Below are 16,031 nucleotides of genomic sequence, written 5' to 3' on the forward strand. Positions count from 1 at the left end.
TCCGGTGATCCCCCTTGGGCCCACTTGACGATTGCGACCCTGATCACCAGTGTTGAAAGGCCATGAGCGGTGTCAGGTGGAGGAAGCCGGTGTGAATCCGGCGCGGTCCCGCCACTGTCACCGGGGAGCGAGCCTGCATCTTCAGCCACTGCATCAGCGCGGGAAGGCAGCAGGGGAGTGTCGATCCGGGAGCCAGGAGACTCCAGGTACCGCTGACCACGACCCGGGGCGCGGACCCCGAGTGAGGACGCCCCGCGTGATCTTGCTGCTCTCGACGTCGGACACCGACCTGCTCTCGGCCCGGGCGAGCGGAGCCTCGTACCGGCTCGCGAACCCGGCCCGGACCGGCGTCGACGACCTGCCCGGCCTCACCGACGGTGTGGACCTGGTCGTCGTCCGGATCCTCGGCGGGCGCAGGGCCTGGGAGGAAGGGCTCGACGCGCTGCTGGCCGGGCCGTTGCCGGTGATCGTGCTGGGCGGGGAGATCGCGCCGGACGCGGACCTCATGCAGCTCTCGACGGTGCCGATGGGAGCCGCGGCGGAGGCGCACGCGTACCTCGCGCAAGGCGGGGCGGCGAATCTCCAGCAGCTTCACAACTTCCTCAGCGACACCGTCCTGCTCACCGGCCTCGGCTTCGAACCCCCTGCGGAAATGCCCACCTGGGGCGTTCTGGAACGCGAATCCCGGGGCGACGGGCCGACCATCGCGGTGCTCTACTACCGGGCCCACCACATCGCCGGGAACACCGCGTTCGTCGAAGCGCTGTCCGGCGCGATCGAGGACGCCGGTGGCCGGGCCCTGCCGATCTTCTGCGCCTCGCTGCGCACCGCGCCCGCCGAGCTGCTGACGACGCTGCGCACCGCGGACGCCCTCGTCGTCACCGTGCTCGCGGCCGGCGGCACCAAACCCGCCACGGTCAGCGCGGGCGGCGACGACGACGCCTGGGACGTGGGCGCGCTCGCCGCGCTCGACGTCCCGATCCTGCAGGGACTCTGCCTCACCAGCAGCCGCGCCACCTGGGACGCCAACGACGACGGGCTCTCTCCGCTCGACAACGCCACCCAGGTCGCGATCCCGGAGTTCGACGGCCGGATCATCACGGTGCCGTTCTCGTTCAAGGAGATCGACGCCGACGGCCTCACCGTCTACGTCGCCGACCCCGAGCGCGCCGCCCGGGTGGCCGGCATCGCGGTCAAGCACGGCATCCTGCGCCACATCGCGCCGGAGAAGAAGCGCATCGCGCTCATGCTCAGCGCCTATCCCACCAAGCACGCCCGGGTCGGCAACGCGGTCGGCCTGGACACCCCGAAGTCCGCGGTGAAGCTCCTGCAGGCGTTGGCGGACGCCGGCTACGAGGTCGGGGACCTCCCCGGCGTCGAGGCCCAGGACGGCGACGCCCTCATCCACGCGCTGATCAAAGCCGGCGGCCACGACACCGCCTGGCTCACCGAGGAGCAGCTCGCCGCGAACCCGGTACGGATCCCCGCGGAGACCTACAAAAAGTACTTCGACTCGCTCGACGAGAAACTCCGCGAGGCGATGGAGCGCCACTGGGGCCCGCCCCCCGGGGAGCTCTACGTCCACGAGGGAGACATCGTGCTGGCCGCGCTGCGCGGCGAGAACGTCGTCGTGATGATCCAGCCGCCGCGCGGATTCGGCGAGAACCCGGTCGCGATCTACCACGACCCCGACCTCCCGCCGAGCCACCACTACCTGGCCGCCTACCGCTGGCTGGCCGCCGAGTTCCACGCCGACGCCGTCGTCCACCTGGGCAAGCACGGCAACTTGGAGTGGCTGCCCGGCAAGACCGTCGGGATGTCGGCCGCCGACGGCTCCGACGCCGCGCTCGGTGACCTGCCGCTGATCTACCCGTTCCTGGTCAACGACCCGGGCGAGGGCACGCAGGCCAAGCGGCGCACGCACGCAACGCTCGTGGATCACCTGGTGCCCCCGATGGCGCGGGCCGACAGTTACGGCGACATCGCCCGGCTCGAGCAGCTGCTCGACGAACACGCGAACATCGCCGCCCTGGACCCGGCCAAGCTGCCCGCGATCCGCGCGCAGATCTGGACGCTGATCCAGGCCGCGCGCCTCGATCACGACCTGGGCCTTGACGACCGCCCGCACGACACCGAGTTCGACGACTTCCTGCTCCACGTCGACGGGTGGCTGTGCGAGGTCAAGGACGTGCAGATCCGCGACGGCCTGCACGTCCTTGGCGACGCGCCGGCCGGTGAGGCGCGGGTGAACCTCGTCCTCGCGATGCTCCGGGCCCGCCAGATGTGGGCCGGTCAGGTCGCCGCGCTTCCGGGCCTGCGCGAGGCGCTCGGCCTCTCCGAAGCCGGCGACGAGGCCCGGTCCGATGTCGACACGATCGACGCGATCGCCCGTGACCTGGTCGCCGCCATGGAGGAACGCGACTGGGACCCCACCGTCGGGGCCGAGGTCACCGCCCAGGTCCTGGACGCCACGAGCGGCGCGGCCGACGCCGACCGGGCCCTGGTGGCACGCGTGCTCGAGTTCGCGGCCACCGAGGTCGTGCCGCGGCTGAACAAGACCACCGACGAGATGGCGCACGTGCTGCACGCCCTGAACGGCGGGTACGTGCCGGCCGGCCCGTCGGGGTCGCCGCTGCGCGGTCTGATCAACACGCTCCCGACCGGCCGGAACTTCTACTCGGTCGACCCCAAGGCCGTACCGAGCCGGCTGGCCTGGGAGACCGGATCGGCGATGGCCGACTCGCTGCTCACCCGCTACCGCGAGGACACCGGCGACTGGCCCCGCTCGGTCGGCCTGTCGATCTGGGGCACGTCGGCGATGCGCACGGCCGGCGACGACATCGCCGAGGTGCTGGCGCTGCTCGGTGTCCGCCCGGTCTGGGACGAGCAGTCCCGCCGGGTCAGCGGGCTCGAGCTCATCGCCTCCGACGAGCTCAACCGGCCCCGGATCGACGTCACGATGCGCATCAGCGGGTTCTTCCGGGATGCGTTCCCGCACGTCATCGCGATGCTCGACGACGCCGTGCAGCTGGTCGCCGCGCTCGAGGAACCCGACAACTACGTCCGCGAGCACGTCCTGGCCGACCTGGCCGGCCAGAAGAGCGAACGCCAGGCCACGATGCGGCTGTTCGGGTCCAAGCCGGGCGCGTACGGGGCCGGTCTGCTCCAGGCGATCGATTCACGGACCTGGCGCGACGACAAGGACCTGGCCGAGGTCTACGCGGTGTGGGGCGGTTACGCGTACGGGCGTGACCTCGACGGCGTGCCGGCCCGCCCCGACATGGAGAACGCGTACCGCCGGATCAACATCGCGGCGAAGAACGTCGACACCGCCGAGCACGACATCGCCGACTCCGACGACTACTTCCAGTACCACGGCGGGATGATCGCGACCGTCCGGGCGCTGACCGGCCAGTCCCCGAAGGCCTACATCGGCGACAGCACGCGCCCGGACGCGGTGCGCACCCGCAGCCTGCACGAGGAGACCGCCCGGGTCTTCCGCGCCCGGGTGGTCAACCCGCGCTGGATCGAGGCGATGCGCCGCCACGGGTACAAGGGCGCGTTCGAGCTCGCCGCCACCGTCGACTACCTCTTCGGGTACGACGCCACCGCGGGCGTCGTCGCCGACTGGATGTACGAGAAGCTGGCCGCGACCTACGCGCTCGACGCGGAGAACCAGAAGTTCTTCGGTGAGTCGAACCCGTGGGCGTTGCACGCGATCACCGAGCGCCTGATCGAGGCGGCCGACCGCGGCCTCTGGGAGCACCCGGACGCCGAGACGCTGGCGGCGCTCCAGGACCTCTACCTCGCGACGGAGGGCGACCTCGAGGACGACTAGTTGGCGAAGCGCTGGACCGGTTCGATGATGTTCAGCAGCGTCGAACTGCACTCGGCGAACGCGACCTGCACCGCACGCAGCTCGTCGGCCGACGGCCCGTTCACGTCGTCCACCGCCTGCGCCATCTCGGCCGCCGACGTCGAGAGGTGCAACGCGGTCACCGCGAGCGCGTGCAGGATCGCGGGCGCGTCGACGAGCACGTCGGACTGCAGGGCCCGAGCCAGCGCGCCCGCGTCGGTGCCGAGGGTGTCGGCCAGATCCGTGACGGTATCGGCGGCGAACTTCATGCCCGCGATAATGCCTCCTCCCCGCCAGTCGGCGCGGCCCCGTAACGGAGGGCATAAGTGGCGAAACGGACCGGCGTGCCCGAGGGGTGGGAGGCACTCCGGGCGGTTTCGCCCCTGGCGAGGGAGACTGCATACGGTTGGAACGCTGACCAGCGAGAACGAAGGAGAACCGGTGGTCCTGGAACCCGCCGAGATCTGGGCCTATCTGATCGGGCGCGGATCGGTCCCGGCGACCGCCACCGGCACCGTGCGTGAGGTCGGCGACGGCAACATGAACCGCGTCTTCGTGGCGGTTCCCGACGACCCCGCGATCCCGAGCGTGGCCGTGAAGCAGGCCCCGCCGTGGATCCAGAAGCTCGGCCCGTCCGCGCCGATGAGCCCCGAGCGGGCGCTCATCGAAGCGAGGGCGCTACGCACGTTCGCCGAGTACGCGCCCAGGCAGACCCCCGCCGTCCGGGACGTCGACGAGACCCGGTTCGCGTTCACGATGGAGGACCTCTCCGACCTCACCGTGCTGCGTACCGCGCTCAACGACGGTGCCGAGATCGGCCGGACGTCAGCGGAGGTGGGCGAGCTCGTCGGGCGGGTCACGTTCGCGACCAGCGTCGCCGGCGCCGACCCCCGGGTGCGTGCCGCGCTGATCCAGGAGTCGGTGAACCCGCTGCTCGCCGAGGTCACGCTGCAGTACCTGCTGGGTGACCCGTTCGTCGAGGCCGAGCACAACCACCACCACCCGGCGCTCGAGGACGGGGTGAAGCGGCTGCGTGCCGACCCCGCCGTCCGCACCGAACTCGCCGCGATCCGCGCCGCGTTCGGCGCCAAGGCCCAGGCGCTCGTCCACGGCGACCTGCACAGCGGCAGCGTCATGGTCGGCGTCCGCGACGGTGAACCGGTCGTGCGCGTTATCGACCCCGAGTTCGCGATGGTCGGTCCGATCGGCCTCGACCTCGGTCTCTACGTCGCCAACCTCGTCATCGCGTCCGTACGCAGCCGGAACGCCGCCCACCTGGCGAGCATCGCCGAGTGCTGGGACGCGTTCTGCGCCGCCTGGCGCGAGGGCTGGCCCACCCGCGTCGACAGGCTGCTCGACGACGGCTGGCTCCTGCGTGAGCTCCGCGACGTCTGGCACGACACGCTCGGGTTCGCCGCCGTCGAGCTGGTGCGCCGGGTCGCCGGCTACTCGCACGCGTCCGACCTCGAGACGCTGCCCGACCCCGGCCCGGCCTCCGCGCTCGTGCTCGACCTCGGCCACAAGCTGCTCGTCGACCGCGAGATCTGCGGCCGCCGCCCGGATCCCCGCGCGCTCGCGCACCTCGTCAGCACCTCCTGGGAGGCCCGGCAGTGAGGCCCGTCCTCGACGACAGCGTCCGCCTGACCGACGAGGGCGTACTGATCCTCGACCGTCGCGTCTTCCCCGCGCGCGAGGAGTGGGTGCTGACCCGCACCGCGGGCGAGGTCGCGGTCGCGATCCGCGCGATGGTGACGCAGAGTTCGGGCCCGTTCTACGCCGGGCTGGCCGGGCTGCGCCTGAGCGCCCGCCTCCACCGGGGCGACGGTCTCGACACCGCTCTCCAGGCGCTGGCCGACGACGGCGAGCTGCTCACCGCCGCGCGGCCCACGAACAACCACGTCCGCGACGCCGTCCGCGAGGTGCTCGACGCCGTGGGCGCCGCCGGATCGGCCGACGAACTGGCCGAACTGGTCGAGGCCGAGACCGCCCGGTTGGAGGCCGCCTACCGGGGCGGCAGCGCCGAGCTGGGCCGGCTCACCACCGAGCTGATCCCCGACGGCGCCCGGGTGATGACCCATTGCTGGATGGACGCGTACCTGATCGGGCTGGTGCAGCAGGCCGAGCTGGCCGGGCGCAAGTACGAGTGGGTCGTCACCGAGACGCGCCCCTACCTGCAGGGCGCCCGGCTCACCGCGCACACGCTGGCCGAGATGGGGCAGCCGCTGACGCTCATCACCGACTCGACGGCGGCGTCGGTGCTCGCCGGTCAGGGCGCGCTCGGGTCGGTCGACGCGCTCGTCACCGCGGCCGACCGGGTGACGATGGACGGCCACGTCATCAACAAGGTCGGCACGCTGTCGCACGCGGTGGCGGCGTCGGCGTTCGAGGTGCCGTTCTACGCGCTGGTGCTGGCCCCCGACCGCACCGCCGCGACCGCGTCCGACGTCGTGATCGAGGAGCGCGACGGCGCGGAGGTGCTGTCGACGCTCGGCTCGCGCACCGCGTCCGCCCTGGTCGAACGCGGCTACTACCCGGCATTCGACGTCACGCCGCCGGAGTTCGTGCGGCGGATCGTCACCGACCGAGGCGTTTTCGAGCCGGCCAGGGTCGGCGAGTACCACGAAAGGCAGAACCGATGACTCACACCGCACGCGTGGTCGTCCTCGACATCGAGGGCACGACCAGCGCGGCCGGGTTCGTGCAGGGCGACCTGTACGACTACGCCCGGCCGCGCCTCCGCTCGTGGATCGCCGACCACGCCGACGACCCGGCGATCGTCTCCGCCGTGGCCGACACCAGGGCCGAGGGCGGGCTGGCCGACGACGCCGACCTGGACGCGGTCGTCGCGGTGTTGCACGGCTGGATGGACACCGACGTCAAAGCGACGCCGCTCAAGACGATCCAGGGGCAGCTCTGGGCGGCCGGGTTCGCCGCCGGTGAGCTGCGCTCGCACTTCTTCGCCGACGTCGTCCCGCGCCTGCGTGAATGGCACGAGCGCGGTCTGCGGCTGGTGTCGTTCTCCTCGGGGTCGATCGCCAGCCAGGTGCCCTGGTACCGGCACGCCGACGCCGGCGACCTCACGCCGCTGATCGAGGACTACTTCGACACGGTCAAGGCCGGCAGCAAGCGCGAGGTGAGCTCGTACGAGAAGATCGCGTCCGCACTCGGCGTCGCCGGTGACGACACGTTGTTCCTGACCGATCTGCCCGCCGAGCTGGACGCGGCCGCCGCCGCCGGGTGGCAGGTGATCGGCGTCCGCCGTGAGGGCGAGCCGAACTACGCCGCCGACTTCGGCGACCACCCGGTCGTCTCCTCGTTCGACGAGGTCGACGTGCGGGCCCGGGCATGACCGGGCCGGATTACCGCACCGACTTCCGGGGCGTGCTCGAGGGCGCGGGGACGGCGCTGGCGGCGGAGTCGGCCCGGTTCGCCGGCATCGGCTGGATGCGTGGGACGTCGGGCAACCTCTCGATCGTCCTCAACCGCGACCCGCTGCGCCTGGCCGTGACCGTCAGCGGCCTCGACAAAGGCGAACTGACGAGCGCCGACGTCGTCGTGGTCGACGAGCTGGGCCGCGCGGTGGCCGAACAGCCCCGCCCCGACCTGATCCCGTCCGCCGAGGCCGAACTGCACGCCCGGGTGGCGCAGCTCTCGGGCGCCGGCGCGGTGGTGCACGTCCACGCGCTGCAGGCCGTGCTCGCCGGGCACTGGTGGCCCGGCGGCATCGAGCTGCGTGACCTGGAGATGCTCAAGGGCATCGGCCGGCTCGCCCACGACGAGACCGTCACGATCCCGGTCGTGCCGAACTCCCAGGACATGAAGGTGCTCGGCGACGACGTCGCGAAGGTGTTCGACCCCGCGGTTCCGGCCGTTGTCGTCGCCCGCCACGGCATGTACGCGTGGGGTCGCGACCTGCTCCAGGCCCGTCACCACACCGAGATCGTCGAGTTCCTGCTGCAGTTCACGGTCGAGACACGCGGCTGAGCCGCGCGAAGATCCCGGCGGTGGGGGAGCCGGGCTCGGGGCAGTAGACGATGATCCGCTGGCCGGTCTCCGGGACGTGCAGCACCTGGCACTCGAACTCCAGTCTCCCGAGCTGCGGCGACACCACCGACTTCACGATCCGGCGCCGCTCCTCGACGTCGTGGGCGGCCCACAGCTCGGCGAACCGTTTCGAGGTGCCGAGCAGCTCGGTCACCAGCCGTTCGATTCCCGGGTCGCCCGGGTAGCGGGCGTACGCGGCCCGCAGGTCGGCGACGGTCGAGCGGTTGAACGCCCGGGTGGATTCGTCGTCCCGGTGCGGGTCGCCGTCGGAGCGGCGGAACATCCAGCGGATCATGTTCCGGTCGTCCTCGGGCACGAGCGAGAGGTCGCTCAGGAAGTGCGTCGCGAGTTCGTTCCAGGCGAGCACCGTGTAACTCGCGTCCACGACGTAGGCGGGGACGTCGGTGAGCGAGTCCAGCAGCACCCGGATCGCGGGGGTCAGGTCGCGGGCCGGGCCGGCGACCACCGGCGGGGTCTCGCCGGCCACCCGGAACAGGTAATCGCGCTCGTCCCGGGTGAGCAGCAGGGCGCGGGCCAGCGCGGACAGCACCTGGCGCGACGGGTTGGGGCCGCGTCCCTGCTCGAGCCGGATGTAGTAGTCGATCGACATGCCCGCGAGCTGCGCGACCTCCTGGCGCCGCAGGCCGGGCGTGCGGCGGCGGATCCCGTCCGGTAACCCGACGTCGGCGGGCCGCAACCGGGCCCGGCGCGTGCGGAGGAACGCGGCGATCTCGGTGCGCGGGTTCATGGCTCCAGCGTGCCGCAGCCCGCGCCCGCGCGGGTGGTAGCGCCGATACCAGCCTCGGCACGTCTCTCCCGGGGTGGCCCCGACTCTCCGAGGCTTCGGGGCATGACACAGATCGCCCTGGTCACGGGCTCCAACAAAGGCATCGGTCACGAGACGGCCCGGCTGCTCGGCGAGCGCGGCTACACGGTGCTGGCCGCCGCCCGCGATTCGTCGCGCGGCACGGCGGCGGCCGACGCGCTCGGCGCCACGTTCGTCCAGCTCGACGTCACCGACGACGAGTCGATCCGGGGAGCGGCCGCCCGGGTCGCGGCCGAACACGACCACCTCGATGTGCTGATCAACAACGCCGGTCTGATCGGCGACCACGAGGAGGCGCGCGGCCGGCCCAGCGGCACCAGCCGGGAAGCGCTCCGGCAGGTCTTCGAGACCAACGTGTTCGGCGCGGTCGCGGTGACGAACGCGTTCCTGCCCCTGCTGCGCAAGGCTCCCTCGCCCCGGATCGTGAACGTCTCCAGCGAGGTCGGCTCGATCACCACGATCAGCGACCCGGAAAACCCGCTCTACCAGCTGGTCGGAATTCCGTACCCGGCGTCGAAGACCGCACTGAACATGGTGACGGCGATGTACGCGAAGGAGCTGACGGAGGTGGATGTGTTCGCGGCCAACCCCGGCTACTGCGCCACCGACCTCAACGGCCACAGCGGTTTCCGCACCCCGGCCCAGGGCGCGGCGGTGATCGTGGCCTTGGCCACCGGCGAGGCTTCGGCTCCCTCCGGCCGGCTCTGGGGCGATCTCTCCCTCCTCGGCACCCCCGGCGACGGCGTCATCCCGTGGTGAGCCGACTCAGGGCACGTCCTACGCCGTCAACGAGAGCGTCAGCGTGTCGTTCTTCGCGATCGAATCGACATGGGAGCGGACGAGTTGCTGGGTGAGGCCGCTGCTGCCATCGACGCTATGCCTGCCACGGACCGGGCCCGGCGGACCACCGCGATCCGTTCGGTGTTACCGAGTTCAACACGTCTCGTCGAGTGGGTCGATACGGGCCGGGCTCGGGGCGTTCCAGGCGCCGCCGCGGTGCGGCGATCTTCGGCGGCTCGGCGAACAGCAGGTCGCTGGACCGCGCGGCGATGTCCTCAGGTCTCGGGATGTGCAGCCTCGAGCACCGTTCCCCGACGTGGGTCTGCCGGCCCCGGAACCAGCGGGGCTCGGTGCCGACGGCGTCGGCGCGGAACGCGGTGGGGCGGGTGAAGAACGGATGGGCAGCCGTCTGACTAAATGGACTTCGTGCCATTAATGGGACGGTGCGTACTAAAAGGACAGGAGGTAGCGTACGTGTTCGGGTGTTCTATGATCGGGGAGTGACTGGCCGATTGCTCAACCGCCGAATGCTCTGGCGTCTCGGGAGCTTCGGGTTATTAGCTCGCTGACCGCTCGCATGTAGCCGGTCAGCGGGTCGCCACGTCACCACGTCACCACGACGAGCGGTCCGCGCGTTCGCAGGCAACCCTCTCGCCTGCGTCCTTCCCTGCACCCGAGTTCGAGCGTCGCGCTCGAAGGTGCATCGCGCGTCCCCGCCGCCGTCCGGCGGGTTCCTCACAGGAGACCCCCGTGAACCCCGACTTCGTTGCGTCCACCAACATGCTTCCCTACGACCCCGCCCTGCTCTGGAAGGCTGCGATCGTCCTCGTCGTGTTCTTCGGCGTTGCCCGGCTGATCTACAAGAAGGAGCCCCGCAAGGGGCTGGGGTACTCGATCACGGTCGGCGCTGCGGCCGCGGGCCTCGTCGCGTTCCTGCTCCTGCCCCAGTGATCGCCGGAGCTCCCGGTTATCCAGCGCCCCGTCGGCGTGACACCCGACGGGATCGTGCCGCAGTGCTCGCCGGGCGCGAAGGTCGCGCCCGGCAGCGGCCCGGGTGCCACCGACAGCGGGTCCAACGGGGGAGGGGTCGAATCGCCCGACGGGAGTGCGCGGTTGGAGAGCCCGCCGCTGCGCTAGCCGGCCCGGTCGCGGGCGACGAGCGCGGTCAGTTCGGTGGAGGTTCGGCGGATGTGGGCGGCGATGTCGACGGCCGCCGGGTCGTTCATCCAGCGCTGGAAGCCCACCTGGAAGATCGTGCCGCCGAATTCCGCGGTCAGGACGGCGTCGGGATCGGGGAGGCCGCGGGCGCGTAGGGCGTCGGCGGTGGCGGATTTGAGCGAGTGCAGTTTGAGCAGTTCGCGTTCGAGCAGGCTGGCGTTCGCGGAGATCACCGCGAGGCGGCGGCGCGCGAACTCCTGACGTTCGGCGAAGAACGGGCCGAGCGCCTCGAACGCGCTGGTGACCAACTCGACCGGGGGCAGGCCCGCCGGTGCCGCGGCGACGGCCCCGGTGACGACCTCCTCGAGGAGGTCCGAGCCTTCGAACAGCACCTCGCGCTTGTCGGCGAAGTGCCGGAAGAACGTGCGCTCGGTGACGCCGGCCCTGGCGGCGATGCCCGCCACCGTCGCCTGCTCGAAGCCCTCGTCGGTGAACGCGTCGAGCGCCGCCATCAACATTCGTTCCCGGGCTCCGGGTTCCCATCGCGCCACGACGCTCAGTGTAGTGATGGCAGTGACTGACATCGGGGTGTACCGTCATTGATGTCAGCAACTGACATCACTAGGGAGCGCGATCATGCGTGTTTTTTGTCACCGGTGCCTCCGGAGGGATCGCGGGCGGCGTCGTGCCTGCGCTCGTGGAGGCGGGCCACGAGGTCGTCGGTCTGGTCCGGTCGGACGAGGGCGAGGCGAAGGTCAAGGCCTACGGCGCCGAGACGCGGCGGGGCGCTCTGGACGACCTCGACAGCCTGCGTGCCGGGGCCGAGGACGCCGACGGGGTCGTCCACCTCGCCTACAACCACAGCGACTTCGCCGCCGCGGGCGCGCTGGAGCGGGCCGCGATCCAGACGTTCATGGACGTCCTCGAAGGCACCGGCAAGCCGTTCCTGTTCGCGTCCGGCGTCGCGCTGCACGAGCCGGGGGAGGTGCTCACCGAGGACGACCCGAGCCCGTTCTCCGGCCCGGAGGGCCACCGCGGGGGTGGCGAACAACTCGCGCTGAGCTACGCCGAACGCGGTGTCCGAGCCGTCTCGCTGCGCTTCCCGCCCACCGTGCACTACACCGGTGACCACGGGTTCGTCGCCCACCTCGCCCGGGTGGCCCGCGAGCGGGGCGCCTCGGCCTACGTGGGCGACGGCGCCAACCACTGGTCGGCGGTCCACCGCGACGACGCGGCGACGGCCGTCGTGCTCGCGCTGGAGAAGTCCGCGCCCGGTGCCGCGGTCCACGCGGTGGCCGAGCCGGGCATCCCCACCCGGGAGCTGGCCGAGGAGATCGGTCGTCAGCTGGGTGTACCGACCGAGTCGGTCTCACCCGAGGAGGCGCTGGCCCGTTTCGGCTTCGTCGGGATGGCGCTGGCCACCGACTTCCAGGCGTCGAGCACGCTCACCCGCAGGCGTCTCGGCTGGGAACCCACCGGCCCCACGCTGTTCGACGACCTCCGCGCCGGTCACTACACGCCCTGACTCAGCCCGAGTGGCTCGGAGGTGAGGTCGGCCAGGACGTCGGGGTCGGGGCGGCCGTGGAGGGTGTGGGTGATGAGCACGCGGGACGCGCGCAGGGCTCGGCGGGCGGCCTGCACCCGCTGGTCCTCGGGCAGCGTCTCGATGTCGGCGACCTTCGCGAACCCGATCACGCGGCGCGCGACCTCGGCCCCGGCGTAGGTGACCGCGTCGGTCCACACCTGCGTCAGCAACGACTCCAGAACCGCGTCCCCGTAGACGCGCGGATCCTGCCGGGACGGCCACCGGTCGCGGTAGGTCCGCTCGAACGAACCCCAGGTGACCCGCCCGAGCCCGAGCAGACGCCGGGCCCGGGAGTCCTGGCCCTGGGCCACCGCGCGGGCCGCGGCCAGCACGTAGTTGGCCCACAGCATGCCGAGGTCGAAGCCGAGCGGCCCGTAGAAACCGAACTCCGAGTCGAACGCCCGCACCGACGGGTCGTCCCCGAACCGCACGAACACCGACCCGGTGTGCAGGTCACCGTGGAGCAGCGACTCCGCCCTGGTCATGAACGCGAACTTGGCCCGGCCGGCCGCGTGCTTCACGTCCGGGTCCCCGGCGAGCTCGGCCACGTCCGCCTCGTTCGACGGGTGCACGACGTTGTGGTCGTGGTCGACGAACGGCTCGGTGAGGACCAGGTCCTCGGTGATCTCGCACAGCTCGGGGTTGATCGCCCTGGCCACGGCCTGTTTGTGGGCCGCCGAGCCCACGCCGAACACCGAGGTGCCGAAGCCGACGTTCGCGATGTACTCGCCCAGCGCGGCTGCGGCCAGCTCGTCGTCGTCGGTGGCTTCGGTGCGCTCGTTGAGCACGGTGCGCCAGACCCGGTGATCGGAGAGGTCCTCGATCGCGAGCACGTACCGCGTCTCGTCGTAGAAGAGCAGGCCGGGGACGTGAGCCGGGTCGATGGCCTGGTGGGAGGCGAGCACGTACGCCTCGCGCGAGGAGCGCTCACGTGTCATCGGCCAGCTGGGGTCGGTGCGCACGTACGGCAGCGACTGCTTCAACACCAGCGAGCCGGCGCTGCCCTCCACGATGAACACCAGGTTGAGGTTGCCGTCGCCGACCTCCCGGACCTGCGAGACCGTGCCCACCCGGGACGCCAGGTCCGGCAGCGAGGCGACGTAGTCCGGCACCGACTCGACGTCGAGAAGATCCATGAACCCACCTAGGTCGGCTGGCCGGGAAGCGTCGCCCGGCGGGTGGACAACGTGTAGCTGAACAGCAGCGCGACCAACAGCACCGCGCCCTTCGCGACGTCCTGCACGTAGTACGGCAGGCCCTTCATGCTGAAGCCGACGACCATCACGGTCACCAGCAGGGCGCCGAGCACGGTACCCCAGGCGTTCGGCACGTTCCGCCCGAGCACCGACGTGCCCACCAGCGCGACCGCGACCGCGTCGAGCAGCAGCGAGTTGCCCGCCGAGACGTCGCCCTGGCCGATCCGCGCCGCGAGCAGCAGACCGGCCACCGAGGCGAGCACGCCGGCGGCGACGTAGGCGGCGCTGCGGTAGAGACCGACCCGGACACCGGCCAGCCGCGAGGCCTCCGGGTTGGCGCCGACCGCGTACAGCAGGCGGCCCCAGCGCGTCCGCTCGAGCAGGAACCAGACCAGCACCGAGATGACGATCAGCAGGATCGCCGGGAACGGCACCGGGCCGATCTTGCCCTGGGCGAGGTAGAGGAAGCCGTCGGTGAAGCGCCCCGGCGCGGTCGAACCGTCGTCGAGCGTCATCCGCGACGAGATCGACTTGCCGTCGACGAGGACGAGTTTCAGGCCCATGATCGCGAACATCGTGGTCAGCGTCGCGAGCAGGTCGGGGATGCGGGCCCAGACGATCAGGGCTGCGTTGATCAGGCCGATCACTCCACCGGCGATCAGCACGACGACGATCGCGACGCCGCCGACCTGGTTGCCGATGACCATCGTCCAGGCGGCGAGCGAGACCGCGAAGCCGGCGGTGCTGCCGACGCTCAGGTCGAGGCCGCCGACGGTCATCGCGATCGTGACGCCGAGCCCGGCGATGCCGACCGGGGCGGCGTAGACGAGCAGGCCCCAGAGGTTGGAGCTGGTGCGGAAGTTCGGTTCGCTGATCAGGAAGTAGGCCACCAGCAGGACGGTGACCGCGACGAAGCCGTAGCGGACGACGGCTTCGCGGAAAGAGACGATGGTGGAGCTCTTCTCGACCGGAGCCGGAGACGGTTGCTCGGCTCGAGACTGCGTACTGCTCACTGCGCGACCTCTCCGGAAAAGGCGCGCACGACGTCGTCGCGGCTGACCTGTGAAAGGGGGGAGTCGAGGGTCAGCGCGCCCTCGACCAGAACGAGAACGCGGTCGGCGACCTCCAGCACCTCGTCGACGTCGGCGGAGAGCACCACGACCGCTCCGCCGGCGTTCGCGACCGCGCGGACCTGCTCGCCGATGTCGCGCCGGGCGCCGAGGTCGACGCCGCGGAAGGGCTCGTCGAGGAGCAGCAGCCGGGCGTTCTCGACCAGCCAGCGGCCGACGACGACCTTCTGCTGGTTGCCGCCGGAGAGCTCGTTGAGCTCGGTGCGGGGGCCGCGGGCGACGATGCCGAGCTTCTCGATGACGGTGGTCGCGCGGTCGCGTTCGGTGCCCTGGTTGAGGACGCCGACGCGGCTGGCGACCTTGGTGATGAACGGGAGGCTCAACGTGCGCTGGATCGACCAGCCGGGGAGCAGTGCCTGGTCGGCTCGGTCCTCCGGGACCAGGTAGACGCCGCTGCGGATCGCCTCCGCGGGCGAACGCGGAGCGCGGGCCAGGTCGGCGAAGTCGGCGGTTCCGGCCGGCCAGCGCGCGGAGCCGAACAGCCCGTGCGCGAGTTCGGACTTCCCGGCCCCGATCAGCCCGACGATCCCGGTGACTTCGCCCCCGTTGAGGCTCAGGTCGAGCTCGGGGCTCTCCGCGAACAACCGCACGCCGCTCAGGCGCACCACCGAGGTGGTGGACGAGGAAGCCGCGTCGTCGGTGGTGGGGCGGTCGTGGTCGAGGACCGTGGCGCGCAGGCCCTCGGCGCTGTCGCCGAGCATGGCGGGCAGGATCACCGGCCAGCTGAGCGGCTTGGCGACGTCGGCGGTGACGCGCCCGTCACGCAGCACGACCGCGCGGTCGGCGATCGCGTCCACCTCGCCGAGCCGGTGGCTGACCAGTAACACCGCGAGCCCGTCGGCACGCAGCTGACGCACGACCCCGAACAGCCGGTCGGACTCCGCGGACGACAGCGCCGACGTCGGCTCGTCGAGGATCAGCAGTTTCGGGCGCTGCAGCAGCGTGCGCGCGACCACCAGCAGCTGGGCGTCGGAGATGCCGAGCGTCGCCACGTCGCGGCGCAGCACGGCGTCGGACCAGCCGAGGTCGAGCACCTCGACCGCGCGGCGCGCGACCTCCAGCACCTCCCGGCGCCGCAGCGCCCACGACGCGCCGCCGCCGGCGAGCTCGTCGAACGCGAGGTTCTCCGCGACCGTCAGACCGGGCACGACCCCCTCGCGTACCCGCTGGTGCACGGTCGCGATTCCCCGGGCCCGCGCCTCGGTCGGCGACGCCAGCCGCACCGGCTCGCCGTCGACGAGGATCTCGCCGGTGTGATCGGGGTGCGCGCCGGCCAGGATCTTGATCAGCGTCGACTTGCCGGCGCCGTTCGCCCCGAGCAGCGCGACGACTTCACCGCCGACGATCTCCAGGTCGACGCCGCGCAGGACGACGTTCGGACCGAACGACTTGCCGACGCCCCGCACCGAAACCGTGGTGGTCCCGGTGTGCGGCGTCGATACAGGCGAGCTCATTG

Annotated in this window: 14 protein-coding genes and 1 riboswitch; of the genes, 8 read left to right on the forward strand and 6 right to left on the reverse strand. The window is 71.5% G+C overall.

Going from position 1 to position 16,031, the window contains the following annotated elements:
* Window positions 1-79 precede the first annotated feature (79 nt).
* Window positions 80-203: riboswitch (cobalamin riboswitch) on the forward strand.
* Window positions 204-256: 53 nt separating this feature from the next.
* Window positions 257-3,838: a cobaltochelatase subunit CobN gene (gene cobN, locus CRYAR_RS04025; protein WP_035848544.1), complete on the forward strand. Its 3,582-nt coding sequence runs from the start codon at window positions 257-259 to the stop codon at window positions 3,836-3,838.
* Here the strand turns inward: cobN and CRYAR_RS04030 are convergent.
* Window positions 3,835-4,125: a hypothetical protein gene (locus tag CRYAR_RS04030; RefSeq protein WP_035848545.1), complete on the reverse strand. Its 291-nt coding sequence runs from the start codon at window positions 4,123-4,125 to the stop codon at window positions 3,835-3,837. The genes cobN and CRYAR_RS04030 overlap by 4 nt on opposite strands.
* 172 nt (window positions 4,126-4,297) lie before the next feature.
* Here CRYAR_RS04030 and mtnK (CRYAR_RS04035) point away from each other — a divergent pair, with 172 nt between their 5' ends.
* The 4 genes from mtnK (CRYAR_RS04035) to mtnB are packed head-to-tail and all read left to right on the forward strand — an operon-like array spanning window position 4,298 to window position 7,840.
* The gene (gene mtnK, locus CRYAR_RS04035) at window positions 4,298-5,470 is read left to right on the forward strand and encodes an S-methyl-5-thioribose kinase (protein ID WP_035848546.1); all 1,173 of its coding nucleotides are present in this window, start codon (window positions 4,298-4,300) and stop codon (window positions 5,468-5,470) included.
* Window positions 5,467-6,495: a translation initiation factor eIF-2B alpha/beta/delta subunit family protein gene (locus CRYAR_RS04040; protein WP_035848548.1), complete on the forward strand. Its 1,029-nt coding sequence runs from the start codon at window positions 5,467-5,469 to the stop codon at window positions 6,493-6,495. Before mtnK (CRYAR_RS04035) ends, CRYAR_RS04040 begins: the two co-directional genes overlap by 4 nt.
* Window positions 6,492-7,205, forward strand: coding sequence for an acireductone synthase (gene mtnC / locus CRYAR_RS04045; protein WP_035848550.1), 714 nt, complete (start codon window positions 6,492-6,494; stop codon window positions 7,203-7,205). Before CRYAR_RS04040 ends, mtnC begins: the two co-directional genes overlap by 4 nt.
* The gene (mtnB, locus tag CRYAR_RS04050; protein WP_035848552.1) at window positions 7,202-7,840 is read left to right on the forward strand and encodes a methylthioribulose 1-phosphate dehydratase; all 639 of its coding nucleotides are present in this window, start codon (window positions 7,202-7,204) and stop codon (window positions 7,838-7,840) included. The genes mtnC and mtnB overlap by 4 nt, the downstream gene beginning before the upstream one ends.
* Here the strand turns inward: mtnB and CRYAR_RS04055 are convergent.
* A complete protein-coding gene (locus CRYAR_RS04055) occupies window positions 7,818-8,648 on the reverse strand; it encodes a helix-turn-helix transcriptional regulator (RefSeq protein ID WP_035848554.1) in 831 nt (276 codons plus the stop codon). The genes mtnB and CRYAR_RS04055 overlap by 23 nt on opposite strands.
* A gap of 102 nt (window positions 8,649-8,750) precedes the next feature.
* Here CRYAR_RS04055 and CRYAR_RS04060 point away from each other — a divergent pair, with 102 nt between their 5' ends.
* Together CRYAR_RS04060 and CRYAR_RS04065 are read left to right on the forward strand one after the other, a co-directional pair.
* Window positions 8,751-9,485 carry an SDR family NAD(P)-dependent oxidoreductase gene (locus tag CRYAR_RS04060; protein ID WP_035848555.1) on the forward strand — a complete coding sequence of 245 codons (735 nt, stop codon included), beginning with the start codon at window positions 8,751-8,753 and terminating at the stop codon, window positions 9,483-9,485.
* A gap of 771 nt (window positions 9,486-10,256) precedes the next feature.
* Window positions 10,257-10,457 carry a hypothetical protein gene (locus CRYAR_RS04065; RefSeq protein WP_035848556.1) on the forward strand — a complete coding sequence of 67 codons (201 nt, stop codon included), beginning with the start codon at window positions 10,257-10,259 and terminating at the stop codon, window positions 10,455-10,457.
* A gap of 182 nt (window positions 10,458-10,639) precedes the next feature.
* On the opposite strand, the gene CRYAR_RS04070 is transcribed toward CRYAR_RS04065, so the two are convergent.
* Complete coding sequence (locus CRYAR_RS04070; RefSeq protein ID WP_035848558.1) at window positions 10,640-11,215, reverse strand: TetR/AcrR family transcriptional regulator; 576 nt, start codon at window positions 11,213-11,215, stop codon at window positions 10,640-10,642.
* A gap of 89 nt (window positions 11,216-11,304) precedes the next feature.
* Between CRYAR_RS04070 and CRYAR_RS04075 the strand changes: the two genes are divergently transcribed.
* Entirely contained in the window at window positions 11,305-12,189 is an 885-nt protein-coding gene (locus tag CRYAR_RS04075) for an SDR family oxidoreductase (protein WP_035848560.1), read from the forward strand.
* On the opposite strand, the gene mtnK (CRYAR_RS04080) is transcribed toward CRYAR_RS04075, so the two are convergent.
* Genes mtnK (CRYAR_RS04080) through CRYAR_RS04090 form a run of 3 tightly spaced genes read right to left on the reverse strand, consistent with a single transcriptional unit; the run spans window position 12,177 to window position 16,029 of the window.
* Window positions 12,177-13,385 (reverse strand): S-methyl-5-thioribose kinase, encoded by a 1,209-nt coding sequence (gene mtnK / locus CRYAR_RS04080; RefSeq protein ID WP_051569716.1) that lies wholly within the window; start codon window positions 13,383-13,385, stop codon window positions 12,177-12,179. The two genes, CRYAR_RS04075 and mtnK (CRYAR_RS04080), sit on opposite strands and share 13 nt — an antisense overlap.
* An 8-nt stretch (window positions 13,386-13,393) precedes the next feature.
* Window positions 13,394-14,458, reverse strand: coding sequence for an ABC transporter permease (locus CRYAR_RS04085; protein WP_035848563.1), 1,065 nt, complete (start codon window positions 14,456-14,458; stop codon window positions 13,394-13,396).
* Entirely contained in the window at window positions 14,455-16,029 is a 1,575-nt protein-coding gene (locus tag CRYAR_RS04090) for a sugar ABC transporter ATP-binding protein (protein WP_035848566.1), read from the reverse strand. Before CRYAR_RS04090 ends, CRYAR_RS04085 begins: the two co-directional genes overlap by 4 nt.
* Between the last annotated feature and the right edge of the window lie 2 nt (window positions 16,030-16,031).

This window comes from Cryptosporangium arvum DSM 44712, assembly GCF_000585375.1.
GTDB lineage: Bacteria > Actinomycetota > Actinomycetes > Mycobacteriales > Cryptosporangiaceae > Cryptosporangium > Cryptosporangium arvum.